This is a genomic window from Pelomonas dachongensis, assembly GCF_043555865.1.
Lineage (GTDB): Bacteria > Pseudomonadota > Gammaproteobacteria > Burkholderiales > Burkholderiaceae_C > Pelomonas > Pelomonas dachongensis.
Window position 1 is genome coordinate 1 of record NZ_JBIGHY010000005.1, and the last position, 18471, is coordinate 18471.

Below are 18471 nucleotides of genomic sequence, written 5' to 3' on the forward strand. Positions count from 1 at the left end.
TCTCGTTCGGTCCTTCGCCTCTCGCTGGTGGCCTCGGCGGCCCCGCTACCCGGCTACTACGACCTCGGCTGACTTCCCGCTCCAGCATGGCCGTCGCCCTTTCAGGCACAAGGCGGGATCTCCTCAGAGAAGACCGCACTTCGCTGCACAGCCGCCGGATCTACACCGCTTCGCCTTGATCACGAGAGCTTTGCGGCCTTTTGCCCGCTCGCCCTGCTTGGCAGTGCCTTCTATCCGGTTCTTGTTCATCGGCTCGCAGCTTCGCTCCACGCTTCCTTCCCACACTCGGTCGCCCTCGTGCAGTTGCGCTTCGCTTCGTTCGCCGTGATCAACTTACGACGGGACTTGCACCCGCGAGAAGTGCGCTCATGCTGAGCGCACAAAAGAAACCCCGGCACGAATGCCGGGGCTGAAACCGTCTTCCGCTGTCACGGTAGACGCCTGCTCAGGGAGGAACAGCAGGGGGCGTGAGCCCGAAACCAATGTAGGCCAGCCCCTGCGGCGCAGGTGTAGGACGAGGCGCCGATTTCAGCCCGGCGGCGCCAGCGGCAGTTCCAGCACGAACACGACCTCGCCGTCCTCGTACGCGTAGCGGATGGAGCCGCCGTGTGCTGCTGCCACCTGGTCCACGATGTACAGGCCCAGGCCCATGCTGCCGGGGTTGCGCGGGTTGCTGATGGACTGGCGCTTGAAGGGGTCGAACAGGCCGTCCACCAGCTCCGGCGCGATGGGCTCGGCGGGGTTGCTGACGCGCAGCCGCGCATGGCCGGCGTTGCCGGTCAGCTGCACGCCGATGCGGCCGCTCCCGTGGTGGCGCGCATTGCTCAGCAGGTTGGCCGACATCTGCAGCAGCCGCATCTGGTCCAGCCTCGCGGGCAGCGTGGCGGGCAGGCTCACGTCCAGCGGCGTGTCGGGGTAGGTGGCGCGATGGTCTTCCAGCTGCTGGGCCAGCAGCGCGGCAAGGTCGGTGTCCTCCGCCTCCAGCGCCAGGCCCAGGCCGTTCTGCAGCCGAGTGATGTCCTGCAGGTCGCGCAGCAGCCGCTGCATGCGGTTGGTGGAGTTGCGGATGACGGTGGTGATGCGGTCGGCCGCGTTCTGGCGGTCCAGCACGATGGACGCGACGCTCAGCGTGTGCAGCGGGTCGCGCAGGTCGTGGCCCAACACGGCCCACAGCTGCGAGCGCAGCCGATCCAGCTCCAGCACGCGGTCGGCATGCACGCGGCTGACGGTGTCCAGCAGCAGCGTGGCCGTCTCCAGTGCGACATCGGACCACGGCACCGCCGTGCCGCGCACGGTCTCGCGCCACTCGGCGAACGAGCCGCGCGGCGTGAGGCGCGGGCCCAGCGGGCCGTGCATCAACTCCTTCTCGGGCTTGCCGCCCCAGCGGATGGTCTCGATCTGCTCGCGCCTCAGCGCGACCAGCCAGCCCTGGCGCGGCGCGTCGAAGCGCAGCGCCAGCAGCCCGCAATAGCGCTCGGGCCCGTCGGACTCGGGCAGCTCGTCGCAGCGGTCCACATGCACCAGCGCCCGGTCGCGCGCCTGAAGCCACGTCAGCAGCCGCGCGGCCCACGCCTCGTCCACCGGCCCGTGCAGGCGCACGCGGCCGTTGAGGCCGACGATCAGCGCGTCGCAGTCCAGGCTCTCACACAGCGCGGGCGCCTCCTGCGCCAGCACGTCCTGCGCCTCGCGGCCCTGCACGATCTGCGCGGCGATGTCGGTTCGCAGCAGCGCTGCACGAGCCATCACGGCCTCGCGCTCGCGCGCCGCCAGCGACTGCACGGAGGCCGCCAGCAACTGCGCGATGACGTCCGCTGCCATGCGGATGGCATAGGGCACGGCCAGCGGTGCCATGTGATGGCAGGCCAGCATGCCCCACAGCCGGCCGCCGACGACGATGGACACGCTCATGGAAGCGGCCACGCCCATGTTGGTCAGGTACTCGACGTGGATGGGCGACACGCTGCGCAGCACGCTGTGGCTGAGGTCCACCGGCTCGACGTGGCCGGCGTCCGCCAGCAGCAGCACGGGCTGGTAGCGTACGTCGGGAATGAGGCGCAGCGTGTTCAGCACGTAGAGCCGGCGCGCCTGCGCGGGGATGTCGCTGGCGGGGTAGCGCCGGCCGACATAGGCCTCCAGGTCGTCGCGGCGGGCCTCGGCGACGATGTCGCCGCTGTCGTCGTGGCGGAAGCGGTAGGCCATCACGCGGTCGAAGCCGGTCATGGCGCGCACCTCGGCCACGGCCACTTCCAGCAGTCTGTCGATGCCGGGCTGGCGCTTGAGCTTGTCCATCGAGCGGTAGGCCATGCGCGCGAAGCTGCTCAGCCGGTCGGCACTGGCATCGCGAAGCTCAAACTCGCACAGGCACAGGCCGGCGTGCGCATGCAGCACGAGGTCGAAGTCATGCCCGTTCAGCGACACCTCGCGCGAATCGGGCATGGAGTCGCCGCTGCCCAGGCTCGTCACGGCCTGCTGCACGGCAGCGTACACATCGGCGTCGCCTCCCAGGTCGGCCACACGCGGTGCGCGGCCCGGCGTCAGCTCCAGCCCCAGCAGTGCGTTCGCGTTCGCGCTCATCACCATCAGGCGGCCCAGGCGGTCGAAGGCCAGCAGTGCGCCGTGGGGCTGGATGGAGCCGGGAATGTGGATGGGTTCGCGCTCGCAGTTGTCCAGCGTGACGGGCTCGACAGGCGGGAATGGCAGGCTCATCGGAGATTGCTCTGCTGCCCGACGGGCGTGCGCAAAGCTTCCAGGATGGCCGAAGCCAGCAGGCGCATGTCGATGGGCTTGGCCACGTAGCGCTGAAAGCCCGCCGCCAGGCCGGCTTGGCGGTCGGGCAACATCGCGAAGGCGGTCAGCGCGACCGCGGGCAGTGCCGCAGTGGCCGGCTGCTCGCGCAGGCGCCGGATCAGCGTCAGGCCGTCCATCTCGGGCATGCCGATGTCGGACACCATGACGTCGAAGCGCTGCGTGGCCAGCAGTGCCTGGGCCTCCGGGGCACTGGCGGCAGCCGTGACGTTGGCGCCCAGCTCGCGCAGCGCCGCCAGTCCCACGTCGCGTGCGTCCTCCTCATCATCCACCAGCAGCAGGCGCAGCCCCTGCAGCGAGGGTGCCGCCTGGCCCGGCACGGGCAGCGCCAGCGAGACCGGCCTGCTGGCCGGCGCCGGCGCGACGGGCAGGCGCACCTCGAAGCGGGCGCCCTGGTCGGCGCCTTCGCTGTGGGCCGAGATGCGGCCGCCGTGCAGCTCCACGATGGCACGGGCGATGGCCAAGCCCAGCCCCAGGCCGCCGGCCTTGCGCGTGCTGGAGCTGTCTTCCTGGCGCAGGCGGTCGAACACGTGCGGCAGGAAATCGGGCGAGATGCCGCGGCCGTTGTCCTGCACGCACAGCACCACCATGTCGCCGTCCAGACGCGTCGACACGTCCACACGACCGCCCTCCAGGCTGAACTTCATCGCGTTGCCGACCAGGTTGGCGATGACCTGCGCCAGCCGTTGCGAGTCGCCCGCGACCCACAGCACGCCACCTCCGGCGCACTCCAGCGCGATGCGGCGCGCCTGCGCCGCGTGCACGTGCGACAGCAGAGCCTCGGCCGTCAGCGCGCTGAGGTCCAGCACCTGCTGCTGCAACTGCAACTTGCCCGCCACCACGGCACTCATGTCGAGCAGGTCGTTGATCATGCGCGTCTGCAACTGGGCATTGCGCCGGATCACCAGCGCGGCCTTGGCCAGCAGCTCGTCGGCGCCGCCACGCTTTTCGAGCACGTCGGCCCAGCCGGTGATGGCGCTCAGCGGCGAGCGCAGCTCGTGCGACAGCACGGCCAGGAACTGGTCCTTCAACTCGTTGCTGCGCTCGGCCTCCTCCTTGGCCTGGCGCAGCTGCAGCGAGGCCTGGTAGGTGGCGGTCACGTCGCGCACGATCTTGGAGAAACCTGTGGGCTCACCCGCCGCGCTGTACAACGGCGTCAAAACGCCCTCGGCGCGCAGCAGGCTGCCATCCCGGCGCATCAGCCACCGGTCGTCGCGCGCCGAGCCTGCGGCCAGGGCAGCCGCCATCTCACGCGCCAGCACGCCGGCCGCCCGGTCCTCGGGCGTGAACAGCAACGCCGCAGACTGGCCACGCACATCGTCCAGCGCATGGCCGAAGATGACGCCGGCCGCGCGGTTCCAGTCGCGGATGCGGCCCTCCAGGCCCATCAGCACGACCGCGTAATCCTGCAGCGAGTCCACCACGCGCGCGTACAGCGCGTCGGCCTCGCGCAGTTGGGCCTGGGCCAGCTCCTGCGCCTCGCGCTGCGCCACCTCACGCAGCGCACGCTCGATGACCAGCGGCAGCCGCGACAGCCGGCCCTTCATCACGTAGTCGGTCGCGCCGCGCTTGAGCAGCTCGACAAGGTTCTCCTCGCCGATGACGCCAGACACGAAGATGAACGGCGTCAGCGGCGCGACGACGCGCGCGTGGTCCAGCGCCTCGGCACCGTTGAAGTCGGGCAGTTGGTAGTCGGACAGGATGGCGTCGAAGCGCTGGCCTGCCAGCGCCTGCTTGAAGCCCTCCTCGTCCTGCACCCAGCGCAGTCGCACGTCCGGCCGCGCGGTCTGCAGCGACGCCTTCAGCAACTCCGCGTCGAAGGCAGAGTCCTCCAGCAGCAGAATGTCCAGGCCGCCCGCGCCTGGGGGTGACGTGACCCCGCCTTCAGCCATGGCGCCGGTGTGTACGCAGCGAACCCGGCGGCGGCTCATTCAGCACGGCCCAGAAGACGCCCAGGTCGGCGATGGCCGACACGAACTGCTTGAACTCCACCGGTTTGACGACGTAGGCATTCACGCCCAGCGCGTAGCTTTCCACGACATCGGACTCGGCCTGCGACGAGGTCAGCATGACGACCGGGATGCTCTTCAACGAATCGGTCGCGCGCACCGAGCGCAGCACTTCCAGGCCGTTGACCTTGGGCAGCTTGAGGTCCAGCAGCACGACGGCGGGGTTGCCTTCGCCGCGGCCGGCGTGGCTGCCCTCGCGGCGCAGGTAGTCCAGCGCTTCGGCGCCGTCGCGCACCACGATGACCTCGTTGGCGAGTTGGCTGCGTTCCAGTGCGACGAGTGTCAGCTCGAGATCACGGGCGTCGTCTTCGACGAGCAAGATGGGTTTCAACATGACGTTCTCATGCAGCAGGTGGGGTTGAGGGGGACTCGTGGTGCGCCGGCAGGGGCAGCACGAAACTGAAGCGGGCGCCACGATCTGGCTCGCCCCACGCCTCGACACTGCCGCCGTGGCGCTCCACGATACGCCGGACGCTGGCCAGGCCGATGCCGGTGCCCTCAAAACTCTCCGCACGGTGCAGGCGCTGAAAGACTCCGAACAGCTTGGCGACATATTTCATCTGAAAGCCCACACCGTTATCGCGAATCGCCAGGCCGGCGCAACGTTCGTCAGCAATGCCCGTGATCTCGATGCGTGACACCTCGCGCGTGCGGCTGTACTTGACGGCGTTGTCAATCAGGTTGCGCAGCGCCACCTGGAGCAGCACCGGGTCGGCCCACAGCCGCGGCAGCGGGCGGTGCACGATCCACTCGATGCGCGCATCGCGCCCATGCTCGGCGGCCAGCTCGTCCACCAGCAGCGTGGTGTCGATCCACGTGCACTTCAGCGCGGCGCGGCCCATGCGGGAGAAGTCCAGCAGCGCGTCGACCAGCAGGCCGGCGTGCGCGGAGGCCTCCTTCACGTGCGACAGGTAGTTGCGCGCGCGGTCACTGATGCCTTCGCCTTCCATCTCCAGCACCAGATCGACGAAGCCGGCGATGTGGCGCATGGGCGCGCGCAGGTCGTGCGAGACGGTGTACGAGAACGCCTCCAGCTCCTTGTTGACGCGGCCCAGTTCCGCAGCCACCTCGGCCATTTCTTCGGCGCGGCGCATGACGATGCCGATCAGCGCATGGCGCAGCTCCAGCGCGGCGTGCACCTCGGCCGCAGTCCACGGCAGCGAGCGACCGCGCACATGCTCGACCCAGCTCTCGAAGCTGCGCCGCGGATGCAGCCGGGTGCCGGGCGGCGCGGCGGCCTTTCGCGGATCGCCGGCCCAGGTGACGGTCTGCACGATCTCGGGCCTGAACCAGACCACGTAGTGCCGGTGCAGCCGCGAGATGGAGATGGCCATCACTCCCGCGGCAACGGACACGTGGCCGGCGAGCGCCGGCGCGTCCTGCGCGATCCGGTCGGTGTACGCGACCTCGTCGATGTGGTTGGCCAGCCAGCTGCCGATCTGCAGCACGGCCTCCTCGCCGGGCGTTTCGCCGACGCGCCAGCACTGGTCGTTCAGGATGACCGCCGCGCCTGAGGCGCGGCCCAGCCGCAGCAATGGCCCGGGCTCGTCCACCAGGCGCTGCAGCGTCGCATCGCTGTCGGCCAGGTGGGCCACCATGGCAAGCGTCAGCTGGCGCAGCCGCAGCTGCTCGTTGACGTGCTCGTTCTCTTCCTTGGCCTCGATCTGCAGCGACAGCAATTGCCCCAGATGCTCGCACGCCATGCGGGTGGTGTACGACAGCTCGCGCGGCCCGCGGTTGTGGCAGGACACCAGCCCCCACAGCTCGCCGCGCACGACGATGGACACGGACATCGACGCCAGCGTGCCCATGTTGCGCATGTACTCCAGGTGCACTGGCGACACGCTGCGCAGTTGCGACTGCGACAGGTCCAGCGTCAGCGCGGTGCTGCTGCCGTCGGCGAACCGCACCGGCACCGGCTCGTAGTTGGCGTCCGGGATCAGCCGCAGGTGGTTGAGCCGGTACAGGGCCCGCGCCTGGGCCGGGATGTCGGCCGCCGGGAAGTGATGCCCCAGGTAGGTCTCGTAGCCGTCATCGGCGAGCTCGGCCAGCACCTCGCCATGCCCTTGGGCATCGAAGCGGTAGATCAGGCAGCGGCCGAAGCCGGTGAGCCGCTTCATCTCGACCGTCACCACACCGCACACCTCTTCGATGGAGGTCGTGAGCTGCATCTGCGGCACGACATGACGGGCCAGGCTGTAGATGGGTGCCCGCGCGCCGGTCTCGGGCGCCGACGCCTCGAACTCCAGGTGCACGAGGGCCCCCAGGCGGTGGGCGGACACGTGCAGCGCCCGGCCGGCCAGCGTCAGCGCGCCCAGCGAGGAAGCGCCCTCGCCGTCCACCAGCTCCGCCATGCCACCCGCGAAGCCGGCAGCGACATCGGCCAGCGCGGCCGACGTCACAGCCCCCAGCAGCTCGGGCCAGTTCTCGCTCCACGCAGCCACGGCGCCGCTGGTCGCGTCCAGCGTCAGCAGCCAGCCATGCGGCTGGATGGCGCCGGGCACGCGGATGGGCTCGCTAGCGCAGGACGTCGGGTCCAGCGGCAGCATGGCGGCGTCGGGCAGGGGCAGCGTCATGTGACCAAGGGCTCGAAGGTGGCGATCAGCGCGTCGAAGGTGCGCTCGGCGGCGCGGCAGGCAGCGCGGCGCGACGCCGGGTCTGCGCCCACCTCGGCGGTGGCGCGCAGCCGGAACTCGCGCCACATCTCGCCGGTGCGCCGACCGTGTCCGTGAAAGTAGCTGGCGCCGCGTCCCGGCTCCAGTCCGAGGTCTCGCTTCAACCAGGACGTGATGACCTGCCCACCCAGCGCTGAACCCTCGATGACGTACATCGAGCCGAAGGCAGCGGCAACGCCGGGCTCGGGCAGGCAGTCGGGCGAGTGCGCCGAGGACGGCACGGCACGGCCCAGGAAGGCAAGATCATCGGCCGCGAAAGCAGCACGCCCCCGCTCGGCCAGCCAGCCATGCAGGCGCTCCGGCATGGCGCGGCGCAGCTGCGGCTCCCAGCCGGAGAGGAAGCTGTGGAAGCCGCCGATGATGGCGCTGTAGCGTGGCAACGCCATGGGCGCGTCCAGCGCCAGCAGCTGTTCGATGCGGTCGTGATGTGGTCTCGTGGCGGCACGCAATTCGCCTAAAAGCGGCTCATCAGGCGCCGCGGTCGCTGGCGGATTGCTCATTCAAGGGTGCTCCCATTCACCGTCATTCGCGGCAGCACACGCAAAAATCACGCCAGTACAAAGACCCCTGTGGCGGCCCGAAACGGCGGCACTTTTGCCAAGCGCGCGTAACTTTTGCGGCAACCGCTGCCAATGCAGAACCCGCGTCATGTCGCCCGTATGCCGAACACCTGCCGCAGATACGCCAGGAAGGTTTCGTCGTCGCAGAGCGTCTTGCCGGGGCTGTCGCTGAGCTTGGCCACCGGCTGGCCATTGGCGTGGGTGAGCTTCATGACGATGTTCAGCGGTGTGAGCCCCAAGTCGTTGCTCAGGTGGGTGCCGATGCCGAAGCCCAGTTGCACGCGGTCGGCAAAGTGGCGGTACAGCGCGATGGCCTTGGTGATGGTCAGGCCGTCGCTGAACACGAGGCGCTTGGTGTGCGGGTCAATGCGCAGCTTGGCGTAATGGGCCAGCGCCTTCTCGCCCCACACGACCGGGTCGCCGCTGTCGTGGCGCAGGCCGTCGAACAGCTTGGCGAAGTAGAGGTCAAAGTCGGCCAAGAAGGCATCCATGCCGACCACGTCGGTCAACGCCGTGCCCAGGTCGCCACGGTACTCCTGCACCCAGTCCTCCAGCGCGGCCTTCTGGTGGTCGCGCAGCCGCACCGTGCCCAGCGCCTGGTAGGTCTGCAGGTACTCGTGGGCCATGGTGCCGATGGGCACCAGGTCCAGCTCCTTGGCCAACAGCACGTTGGAGCTGCCCTTGAAATGCTGCGGCAAGGCATCGCGCAGCTGCGTGACGACCTCGCGCTGCCAGGCGCCGGAGAAGCGCCGGCGCAGGCCGAAATCAAACAGGTCGAAGGGATGTCGCTGCGGCCTGGGCTCGGCGGCGAAGGCCTGCAGCGCGGCGATCTTGGCAGCCAGGCGGCGAAGACCTTCGGCGCGCACCTCCGCGCTGTCCAGCCGGCGGAAGTACAGCTCGTTGACGATGGCCAGCACCGGGATCTCGAAGCCCATCACATGCACCTGCGGGCCGCGGGCGACGATGTGCAGATGTGGGCCTTCGGCGCTCACCTCGATGAAGGCGCGCTGGAAGCGGAAGATGCGCAGGAAGTCGACGAAGTCGCTCTTGATGAAGCGCAGGCCTTGCAGGTAGGCCAGCTCATCCTCACGCAGGCTCAGCCCGCAAAGCGCCTCCAGCTCGCGCTCCACATCGGCCTTCAGTTCGGCCAGCGGGTAACCCGGCTGGTTGCGGCAGACGAAGCGGTACTCGGCCTGGGTCTGCGGATGGCGATGCAGCATCGTCTGCCACATCGTGAACTTGTAGAGATCGGTGTCCAGCAGGCTGGTGATGACGGCCATGGTCAGATCTCCGTGCTGGTGGCCAGTCGCAGGCCACGCGCCTGCATCGAGGCCAGGAACTCGGCCTGCTGGCCCTCGAAGCCACGTACTGGGCTGATGCAATCGGTCAGGAGCACCAGCTTGCCGAGCTGGCGCGATGGCAGGTGCGCAGCCAGGTGCTCGACGGTGGCGCGCACGCAGTGGCTGCCGGCCTCGCCGGCGATCAGCACGCGGTCGAAGCGGTCCAGCTCGACGAGCAGCGTCCCGTTCAGCTCGGTGCGCTCGTCCGAAGCGTCCGGCACCTCGGCCTGCAGCGCGCTGTAATGCTCGGTCCACGGGTTCTCGCCCTTGGTGACGACGGCGACCGAACGGCCCTGCGCGTCGGCCCAGGCATCCAGCGCGGCCTGCAGGCCGGCATGAACGCCGTGGCCCCAGCTGCCCATCTGGCAGTGCACGGGCCAGACCATCAGCGTGTAGCGGCCGGCGGCCTCCAGCGCGTCCAGGTAGGCCAGCGTGCGAGCGAGATAGGCGGCGTCGCGCGGGGCGTAGTGGCCAGCGCGGACCTGGGCCGCGGTGATGGGCGTGAATGGCGCGGGCGGCTGCCCAGCGGCGTCAAGCCAGAAGCCCGGGTGGGCGATGTCAATGCGGTGGTGCGAGTCCAGCGTGACGGTGATGGCTTCAATCCGGCCGCCCAGGCGCTGCACCAGCCCGGCAGCGCGCTGCAGGTCAGCGTGCGCGCCAGTCACCGGCAGTGCGGGGCGGATGGGCTCGCCGCTGACCGGCGAGCGCGGCAGCCAGTCTGCAGGCAGGTCGCAGAAGTCGTTCTGCGGGTCGATCAGCAGCAGATGCGTGAGCACAGCGGAATTCCTGTACGAGAGGTGGCTACAACAAGAAAAAGGCGCCCGGACCGTCAACGATCCGGGCGCCTTGAAGGGTTGGCCTGTCCGGAGGGACTCGAACCCCCGACCTGCTGCTTAGAAGGCAGCTGCTCTATCCAGTTGAGCTACGGACAGATCGCACGCGTGATTATCAGATCAGCACGTTGATGATCGCGTTGCCGATGCCCATCAGGGCGGCGCCCGAAATCAGGCCGGCGCAAATGGGCTCCATGCCTTCGACCCAGCGGCGGTGGCCGGCGGTGCCGATCCTGGACTCGTTGCGCGCCCGCATGACCCAGAAGAACACCGCGCCGATGAACATGCAAATGACGGCTTCCGGCGGCAGCACCACGCCCAGCCCGATGGAGACCGCGGACAACGGGAAGCGGCCGCGGGTGCGGATGCGCAGCACTTCGATCACCACCGCCATCACGGCCGCCACGGCCATGGAGACGAGTGCGGAATGCGGCAGCTGGCTCAAGCCCTTGGCGATCAGCTCCGCCACACCCTTCCACTGCAGCGCGGCAGGGAAGGCGAACTGATCACTGACGATGGTGGCCGTGCTGCGCACGCCATTCGCGTCGGGCGGCAGGAACAGCAGGTAGAACAGCGGCACCGAAGCCAGCGTGCCGGCCAGGATGCCGATGCAGTGGCCAACGGCCTGGTGGCGCGGCTTGCCACCCAGCATGTAGCCAGGCTTGATGTCCGACAGCAAGTTGGCCGCATTGGCAGCAACGTCCGAGGTCATGGTGGCCGGCAGCAGGTTGGAGGCCGGGTTGCTGCGATCCAGCGCGCCCATCGTGAACTGGGTGATCTTGGAGAGCGCGCCGGTCGGCGTCCAGGATGTCAACGCCATCGCGTTCGTGCAGATGACGGTCAGCACCAGGATCAGCGGCAGGGAGATCACTCCCAGCAGCAGCGGCACGCCAAAGAAGCTGTGGGTCAGCCAGATGCTGAGCAGGCCCAGCACCGGCACGCCGATGTAGGACAGCCACAGCGGCAGTTCGATGTCACGCAGGATGTCCGGGCCCTGAACTTCGTCCCGCTTGCTGCGGCGCTTGAAGATGCTGGTGATGAGTTCAGGCTTGGACAGCAGGCCCACCAGGGCGCCCACCACCATCATCGTGACCGCCCACCACAGCGACCACTGGTTGACGATCTCGGCACGGTTCAGCGGCACCAGCGAGCCATCGACATTCAGGCGCGGGGCGATGTCGCCAGCCTGGATCATCAGCGGCGCCAGCAGGCCGAAGTTCAGCGCGGCGCCGATCATGCAGCTGCTTGCCACAGCCAGGCCCATCAGGCCGCCAACGCCGATCATAGCCATGTCCAGCGTCAGCCGCAGGCCCAGCACGCGAAAGTCGGTGCCCAGGATCTTGGGGATGTAGGCATCGGCCTTCATGGCCCAGTCGTAGTAGTACTGGTCCAGACGTTCATGCAGATACCAAGGGGCGGTGAGGCCGGCCCACTTGTCCATCATCAGCAGCTTGAATTGGACGAGCTTCATCCAGCCGTCGCTCACCAGGGCCTGATAGATGGCGGCGAAAGCGGCCACCTTGCCAAGCAGCCGCGCCTTGTACATGCCCTCCCCACCATCACCGGAGTACAGCGACTCCAGCACGACGCCGCAGGCCCGCCCCTCGGGGAACGGCAACTGGTCTTCATTAATGAAGCGGCGCTTCATCGGGAACGCCACCAGCACGCCCAGCACGGAAACCACGATCAGCCACAGCATCAGCTGCCACCAGGGGATCAAGTGCCCCGTGACCATCATGTAGGCCGGCAGACCGGCGATCAGCGGCATCACGGTGTAGCCCGCCGCCGTGGCGATGGACTGGGTGCAGTTGTTCTCCAGCACGCTGAAATCTCTGGCCAGCCGTGCATTGGACAAGGCCTTGAACAGCGCGAAGGCCATGATCACCGAGGTGAGTCCGACACCGATGCCCACCCCGGTCTTTGCCCCGACGTACAGCGCCGTGGCGGTCAACACGATGCCCAGCAGAAAGCCGGTCAGGCCGGAGCGCAGCGTCAGCTGGGGCATATCGTGGCGGTAGACGTTGTTGAACCACCACTCGTCCTTTTGGGCGCGGGTCCAGCTGGTGATCTGCTCGTCGGTCAGGTGTTGGAGTGCCATGGGTCTCGGGCGCGGCTTGTGGCCTTGCCGGGTGTGCAGCAAAAGCGGGCGATTGTCATGGCCGACCGTTCGGTCGGATTTTGGGGGTTGTCCCAGGAGCGACGCCCCGGATGCGGGGCTCCTCAAAAGACAAAACCCGCCGCGGATTGCGCCGGGGCGGGTCTTGGAGAAAGGTTTGGTCGGGGCGGCGGGATTCGAACTCGCGACCCTCTGCTCCCAAAGCAGATGCGCTACCAGGCTGCGCTACGCCCCGATCAAGCCCGCTATTCTAGCTGACTAAAACGAGTCGTCCGGTTCCGCTGATGAGTGCGGCCCGCACAAGCTCTCCCGGTTGCAGTTTCTGGATGGCCGCGACGTAGCTGCGCATCTGCTCAAGATAGGCCGGCTCACGCTCGGGCGTGGCGCCGAGTTTGTAATCCAGCACCCACCAGACGCCATCGTCCAGCTGCACCAGGCGGTCGATGCGGCGGTCTTCGCCGTCGGCGTTGATGGCGACCTCGTTGCCCGCCCAGCGCAACCGCACCGGGTCGAAGAAGGGACGGCAGTCGGGGCTTTGCAGGATGGCGTCGGCAGCTGCAGCCAGGCGCAGGCGGCCCGGCGCATCCAGCGCGAAGGCCTGCCCGGACGAAGCGACGAGCGTGGCCAGCGGCTGCACCTGGCCGGGGGCGCTGGCCCATTCCAGCACGCGGTGCAGCGCGTCGCCGAGATTGGCCTGCGTGGCGTCGTCGGCCGCGCCATCCTTGGCCAGCGAGGACGGCGCAGTCCAGACCGGCAACGGCAGATGAACCGGCGGCCGCAGCGCCAGCGGCTCGGCGTCGCCCGGCTCGGCAAGCGCGAGGGGCTGGCCCAGCGGCGACAGCCGGGCCCACCAGCTCGCGTCGCCCGTGCCGCGACGGGGCGGCGTGCGGCTGACGATCAGCCGGCGACGTGCCCGCGTCATGGCCACATACAGCGCGTTCAGCTCCTCGCGCTCGCGCAGTGCCTGCTCGTCGGCAATCAGCGCGACCAGCGCCGGCGGTGGCTTGCGCTCGGACACGAGGAAGGCCAGCCGCGCCGGTGCCGGCGCATCGACCGGCCAGCCACAGGCCAGCGACAGCGTCTCGGCGCGCGGCGGCGCGGCGTCCGCGTCCAGCAGGATGACGACCTCAGCCTCCAGCCCCTTGGCGCCGTGGACGGTCAGCAGTTGCACCGCGTCGTCCGCCGGCGCGGGCACCAGCTTGGGCGAGCGGGCCTTCAGCGCGCGGACAAACCCGTACAGCTCGGCAAATCGCCCGCCGTCCAGTTCCAGCGAGGCCTGCAGCAGCGCGTTGACGGTGCGCAGCCGGTGGGCGGCCTCGGACGGCGGCGCGGCGGCCAGCAAGCGAGGCAACAGCTCGCCCTCGTTGACGATGCGGTCGAGCAGCTCGTGCGGCGTGCAGCGAGGGGCGGCGCTGCGCCAGGCCAGCAGCAGATCCCGCGCACGCGCCAATGCCGGACTGGGATTGCGGAGAGCGGCGAGCGCGTCCCACCAGCCGCGCCGCTCGCGTGGCGCGGCACCCAGCCAGGTGGCCGAGCCGGCGGCTTCGGCCACCTGCAACAGGTCGGCCTCGTCGACGCCGAACAGCGGGCTGCGCAGCGCGCGCGCCAGCGACAGCGCATGGCCTGATGACGCCAGCGCGTCCAGCAGCGCAATCAAGTCTTGCGCGTCGGGCAGGTCGGCCAGGCGGTTGTCCTCGGGTGCGACATGCGGGATGCCGGCCGCCAGCAGCGACTCGGCCATCTGGCGCAGCGGCGCGCGTTTGCGGGCCAGCACGAAGACGTCGCGCGGCCGCATGCCCTCGTCCAGCAGCGCGCGGATCGCCTGGGCTACGCGCTCGCATTCGGGCGCGCGGCGGGCAATCTCGGCTTCGACTCGCGGCTCGGTCAGACTGGGGCGCCAGTAGTCGGGGTCGATCTCAGGCGCCTCCTGATCCGCCAGTGGGCCGTCCAGCGTGAACAGCCCGGCCGCGTCGTCGGCGCCCTGCTCCGTCGTGTGCGGCCGGAAGCCGGGCATTTGCCCGGTGAAGGCCGCGTTGACGGCGGCCAGCACCTCGGGCGCGTTGCGGCGCGTGTGGTCGCAGGCCAGCGTCACGCCAGACAGGCCGTCGCGCACGAACTCGCCGGCCGCGGCAAACACGCGCGGCTCCGCGCGGCGAAAGCGGTAGATGCTCTGCTTGGGGTCGCCGACGATGAAGACGGCGATCTGCCCGCCACCCGCGCCGGCATAGGCGCCCAGCCAGCCGTGCAGCGCCTGCCATTGCAGCGGGCTGGTGTCCTGGAACTCGTCAATGAGCAGGTGGCGCACGCGGGCATCCAGCTTCTGCTGCACCCAGCCGGCCAGTTCGGGCTTGGATAGCAGTGCCAGCGCGCCACGCTCCAGGTCATTCATGTCGACCAGGCCGCGCTCGCGCTTGAGCGCCTCGAACTCGGCGACCAGCACCGTCGACAGCGCCGCCATGCGCGCGTGTTCGACAGCCGCTTCATGCTGAGCGATGTCGGCGGCGATGGCCTCCAGCGCCGCACAGGCGTCGAGCTGCGCGGGCGAGTCACCCAGGCCTTTCTTGGCTGTGCCGGTCTTGGTGAACAGTGCAGCCCACAGCGCGGGGAACGCGGCCTCATCGGGCAGCGCCAGCGCCTGCTCGATGCCGGTCGCCGCATCGCGCGCCTTCACGCCCTTGGCGCCGCCCAACTGCACGGCCAGCGCCGCCAGCCGCGCGCGCCACGACGCCAGCGGCGCCAGCGGCTCGGCCACATCGGGCTGGCTGCCCGCCAGCACGCCAGCCTGCACCGCCAGGCGCAGTTCCACGCGCTTGTTGAAGGCGGCCAGCAGCCACTCGCGCAGGTTGTGCCGACCGCGCGTCTCGGTCAGCGCCTGGAACGCTGCCTTCAGTTCGGCATCGGCCAGCACACAGGCGTGAAAGCGGCGCCAGAGCTGCGGCATCAGCTCGGCCTCGTCCTCGATGAGCTGCAGTTCGGCGGACAGGCCCTCCGCTTGCAGCACGGCCAGCGGCGCGGCGCGCAGCAGTTGCGAGAACCAGCCGTGGAAGGTGCGGATCTCGACGGGCCGGCCGCCACGCAACAACTCGTCCTGCAGCACAGCCAGGCGCGGCGCGGCGGCGCGCGCTTCGGCCTCGCTCATGCCGCGTGCAACCAACTCGGCCACGCGCCTGGCATCGCTCGCGGCGGCGAACTCAGCCAGCCACTCCAGCAGCCGCTCGCGCATCTCGCCCGCCGCCTTGCGCGTGAAGGTGATGGCGACGATCTCCTGCGGCTGCACGCCCGCCAGCAGCGCCCGCAGGATGCGCGACACCAGCATCCAGGTCTTGCCCGCACCGGCGCAGGCCTCGACGACGGCGCTGCGGGCAGGGTCGCAGGCCAGCGCATAGAAGCGCTCGCGGGGCACCAGCGCGCCATCGGCGTAGTAGGCGTAGCTCATGCGGCGCTCCAGTCGTCACGCCTGCACAAACCACGTGCTTCGCAGTGTTCACAGGCGCTTCCTTCGCCCAAGGCGCCCAACGGCTCGCCCGCCAGCATCAGCAACAGATCTGTCTGCAGACCCTCGCGCAGCACCTCGGCGGTGGCAGTCACGTCCGGGTGCTCCACGGTCACCACGCCGCCCGGGTCGTCCAGCGCCAGGTACGCGGCGCTCAGGTCGGGCGCCGCGTCCATCAGCAGCGCGTAGACAGCCATCTGCGTGTCCTCGTAGGGCTCGTCCACCTTTTTCTTCAGGCTGGCAACGCTGCCGGTCTTGTAGTCCAGCAGCACGCGCTGGCCCTCGGCAGTCGTGTCGATGCGGTCGATACGGCCGCGCAGCACGAGTTCGGACAGCGGCCCGTCGAACGGCGTGCACTGCCGGTCCAATTCGCCGTCGGCAAAGCTCAGGCCGTGGAGTTCAGCGCCACTCAGCCACTGCACATAGCGCGGCAGCAGGCGCTCGAAGCTGGCCTGCCAGGGCAGGAAGTCGGCCTCGTCCAGCCCCACGCTCTGCGCATCAGCAGCAGCGCGCAGCTGGGCCGTGACGTCGCCCGGCTGTCGCTCGGTGTGGAACCGGTGCAGCACCGCATGCAGCCAGGTGCCGTAGTCGCGCTTCTCGACCTCGGCCTCCAGCTCGTCGGCCTCGTTCAGGCCGAGCAGGTGACGGCTGAAGAATTGGTAGGGGCAGCGGCGCAGCGACTCGACGGCGCTGGCGCTCAACGCGGCCGGCAGCAGCGACGCGGCGACGCGGGCTCTCTCCACGGGCTGCGGCACGATGGCCTGAGGCTGGCGCTGGTCCACCCAGGGCTGCACCGGCGATTCGCGCCCTGCGCGGCGCGCTGCGGCGGCCAGCCGCTCGATGAGCGGGCTGGCCGGCAGCGGCTCGGCGCCAGCACGCGTACAGCGCAGCAGCGTCAGCACCGGCGCCCGCAGCGCCTGCGCAAAGGCCTGCGTCTCGCCCTCCCGCTGCTGGGCCTGCGTGGGCAGGCCGACCGCGGCGGCGTCCATATCGCTGAGCAGGCTCAACGACCGGCCCTGTTTCCCGAGCGTGTCGGCATCGGCGCCTGGCAAGACGAGCGCGCCGAAAGGCCGAAGCATGGCCCGCACCAGCGGCGTGATGACGACGGGGGCGCTGCCGGGATCGCTGGGTGCGAACTGGCCGGCTTCGAGCACGTCGCCCACCCAGGCCAGGAAACCCGCGCCGTCCAGACGCGCGTCGCCCAGCACGGCCTCGTGGGCGCTGCCCGGCCATGGGTTGCGAGACAGCCACAGCGCATTCAGTACGCCCTCGCTACCCTCCAGCCCGGCCAGCGGCTCGGGGCCGAGCGCTCGTTTCAGCTCGAACAGCCACTGCGCCAGGGGCCGCCGGCCGCTGCTGGTCAACGGCGCCAGCGCCTGGCGGCGGGACTGCCACAGCGCCTGCGCGGGCAGCTTGTCCATCGCGTCCAGCGCCTCGGCGCGGCGGATGCGACGGCGGCGGCACAGCGACTCGAGCGCGTCAAGCGCCGCAGACGGCTCGGCACTGAGCTTGAGCCAGGCCAGCCAGTCGTCCACCGCGCCACCGCCCAGCGCCGCGCGCAGCAGCGCCATCAACTTGGAGGCGGCCGGCGTGGTCGCCAGTGTCCAGCCTGTTTCATCGTGCAGCGGCACGCCTTGGCGCCCCAGCAGCGCCCGCACGCGGCGCACGACGACGCGGTCCTGCGCAATCAGCGCGACCGGCGCGCGGCCGGCAGCCAGGTGCTGCAGCACGGCGACAGCGCTGGCCTGGGCCAGCGTCTCGAAGTCGGCGCACAAGGCCTCCTCCACGCGCGCAACGGGCTCGGCCAGCGCGTCCAGATCGAGGTCTGCATTCAGCAGCAACGTGGGCACATCGCCGCGTGCCAGCAGCGCCTGGGCCAAGGGGTCGGGACCGCCGGCCTGCAGCGCGATCCAGGCGCTGGGACGGTGTCGGAACAGCGCGTCCGTGGCCGGGGCCCGGTCATCGGACGCAGCCCATTCCAGCGCCACCCAGGTCAGCGCACGCTCGGCGCCTCCGATGGCGTCCTCGCTCAGATGGCAGCGCGCGGCGTTGAACCAGGCGGCACGCCCGGACGGGTCGCGCTGGCCGGCCGCACGGGCGAAGGCATGAGCCGTCTCGACCAGCCGCGCGAGCGCGAGCCGGTAGGCGCGCGGGTCGTCACGCTTGAGCGCCTGGGCCCAGGTCTGCTGCGCCAGCAGCGCATCGGCGGCCAGCGCATCCACGGGGGCGTCGCCGCTGATCTGCTGCGGCGCGGCCAGCGTCGTCGGGCCCAGCGCCGAGGCCAGGCTGTGCGTGGTCGACAACACTGGCATCCAGCCGCCGCGTGCGAGGAAGGCCCGCCGCGCAGGCGCCAGCTGTTGGGCAAACGGCAGCAGCAGCACGGCATCGCGCAGCGGCGCGTCCTGCGCGGCCAGCCAGTCGGCGCTGACGTTCGCCACCCGACGCCAAAAACCCGCTATGTTTTCGCCAGGCTCCAGGCCCAGATTCATGACTTGCAAAGAGCCCTCCCGCCCTGACGTCTGCCACTGCCCGGGTCACCCTGGCGTCCGCCCGGGCAAAGTGGCTATGTCACAATCATTTTTGCCTATTCGGACGGCGCCGCGAGGCGACCGTCACACCTTTGAGGCCAAGGAACCCTCC

The 18471-nt window shown here is 69.8% G+C and carries 10 protein-coding genes and 2 tRNA genes; all 12 read right to left on the minus strand.

The window, feature by feature from the left end; all coding sequences use genetic code 11:
- Nucleotides 1–528: 528 nt before the first annotated feature.
- Complete coding sequence (locus tag ACG02S_RS14345) at nt 529–2706, minus strand: ATP-binding protein (protein WP_394471154.1); 2178 nt, start codon at nt 2704–2706, stop codon at nt 529–531.
- Nucleotides 2703–4697, minus strand: a complete 1995-nt coding sequence (locus ACG02S_RS14350; RefSeq protein WP_394471155.1) for a hybrid sensor histidine kinase/response regulator — start codon at nt 4695–4697, stop codon at nt 2703–2705. Before ACG02S_RS14350 ends, ACG02S_RS14345 begins: the two co-directional genes overlap by 4 nt.
- Nucleotides 4690–5148: a response regulator gene (locus ACG02S_RS14355; protein WP_394471156.1), complete on the minus strand. Its 459-nt coding sequence runs from the start codon at nt 5146–5148 to the stop codon at nt 4690–4692. The genes ACG02S_RS14350 and ACG02S_RS14355 overlap by 8 nt, the downstream gene beginning before the upstream one ends.
- 7 nt (nt 5149–5155) lie before the next feature.
- A complete protein-coding gene (locus tag ACG02S_RS14360; protein ID WP_394471157.1) occupies nt 5156–7390 on the minus strand; it encodes an ATP-binding protein in 2235 nt (744 codons plus the stop codon).
- Nucleotides 7387–7989 carry a biliverdin-producing heme oxygenase gene (locus tag ACG02S_RS14365; RefSeq protein ID WP_394471158.1) on the minus strand — a complete coding sequence of 201 codons (603 nt, stop codon included), beginning with the start codon at nt 7987–7989 and terminating at the stop codon, nt 7387–7389. The genes ACG02S_RS14360 and ACG02S_RS14365 overlap by 4 nt, the downstream gene beginning before the upstream one ends.
- 146 nt (nt 7990–8135) lie before the next feature.
- On the minus strand, nt 8136–9329 hold the full coding sequence (pncB, locus tag ACG02S_RS14370) for a nicotinate phosphoribosyltransferase (protein ID WP_394471159.1): 1194 nt from the start codon (nt 9327–9329) through the stop codon (nt 8136–8138).
- Nucleotides 9330–9331: 2 nt separating this feature from the next.
- Nucleotides 9332–10165 carry a cysteine hydrolase family protein gene (locus ACG02S_RS14375; RefSeq protein WP_394471160.1) on the minus strand — a complete coding sequence of 278 codons (834 nt, stop codon included), beginning with the start codon at nt 10163–10165 and terminating at the stop codon, nt 9332–9334.
- Between the two features lie 79 nt (nt 10166–10244).
- Nucleotides 10245–10321: transfer RNA gene (locus ACG02S_RS14380), tRNA-Arg, on the minus strand.
- A 16-nt stretch (nt 10322–10337) separates the two neighbouring features.
- Nucleotides 10338–12320 carry an OPT family oligopeptide transporter gene (locus ACG02S_RS14385; protein ID WP_394471161.1) on the minus strand — a complete coding sequence of 661 codons (1983 nt, stop codon included), beginning with the start codon at nt 12318–12320 and terminating at the stop codon, nt 10338–10340.
- Between the two features lie 176 nt (nt 12321–12496).
- Nucleotides 12497–12573, minus strand: a tRNA-Pro gene (locus ACG02S_RS14390).
- Between the two features lie 15 nt (nt 12574–12588).
- The gene (locus ACG02S_RS14395; RefSeq protein ID WP_394471162.1) at nt 12589–15774 is read right to left on the minus strand and encodes a UvrD-helicase domain-containing protein; all 3186 of its coding nucleotides are present in this window, start codon (nt 15772–15774) and stop codon (nt 12589–12591) included.
- On the minus strand, nt 15771–18320 hold the full coding sequence (locus tag ACG02S_RS14400) for a PD-(D/E)XK nuclease family protein (protein WP_394471163.1): 2550 nt from the start codon (nt 18318–18320) through the stop codon (nt 15771–15773). The genes ACG02S_RS14395 and ACG02S_RS14400 overlap by 4 nt, the downstream gene beginning before the upstream one ends.
- Nucleotides 18321–18471 lie beyond the last annotated feature (151 nt).

Bases quoted from the DNA above. Each gene is read 5' to 3' on its own strand.
- ACG02S_RS14365 (WP_394471158.1), bottom strand. From the start codon at position 7,989: ATGAGCAATCCGCCAGCGACCGCGGCGCCTGATGAGCCGCTTTTAGGC.
- ACG02S_RS14385 (WP_394471161.1), bottom strand. From the start codon at position 12,320: ATGGCACTCCAACACCTGACCGACGAGCAGATCACCAGCTGGACCCGC.
- ACG02S_RS14360 (WP_394471157.1), bottom strand. From the start codon at position 7,390: ATGACGCTGCCCCTGCCCGACGCCGCCATGCTGCCGCTGGACCCGACG.
- ACG02S_RS14400 (WP_394471163.1), bottom strand. From the start codon at position 18,320: ATGAATCTGGGCCTGGAGCCTGGCGAAAACATAGCGGGTTTTTGGCGT.
- ACG02S_RS14350 (WP_394471155.1), bottom strand. From the start codon at position 4,697: ATGGCTGAAGGCGGGGTCACGTCACCCCCAGGCGCGGGCGGCCTGGAC.
- ACG02S_RS14395 (WP_394471162.1), bottom strand. From the start codon at position 15,774: ATGAGCTACGCCTACTACGCCGATGGCGCGCTGGTGCCCCGCGAGCGC.
- ACG02S_RS14345 (WP_394471154.1), bottom strand. From the start codon at position 2,706: ATGAGCCTGCCATTCCCGCCTGTCGAGCCCGTCACGCTGGACAACTGC.
- ACG02S_RS14355 (WP_394471156.1), bottom strand. From the start codon at position 5,148: ATGTTGAAACCCATCTTGCTCGTCGAAGACGACGCCCGTGATCTCGAG.
- pncB (WP_394471159.1), bottom strand. From the start codon at position 9,329: ATGGCCGTCATCACCAGCCTGCTGGACACCGATCTCTACAAGTTCACG.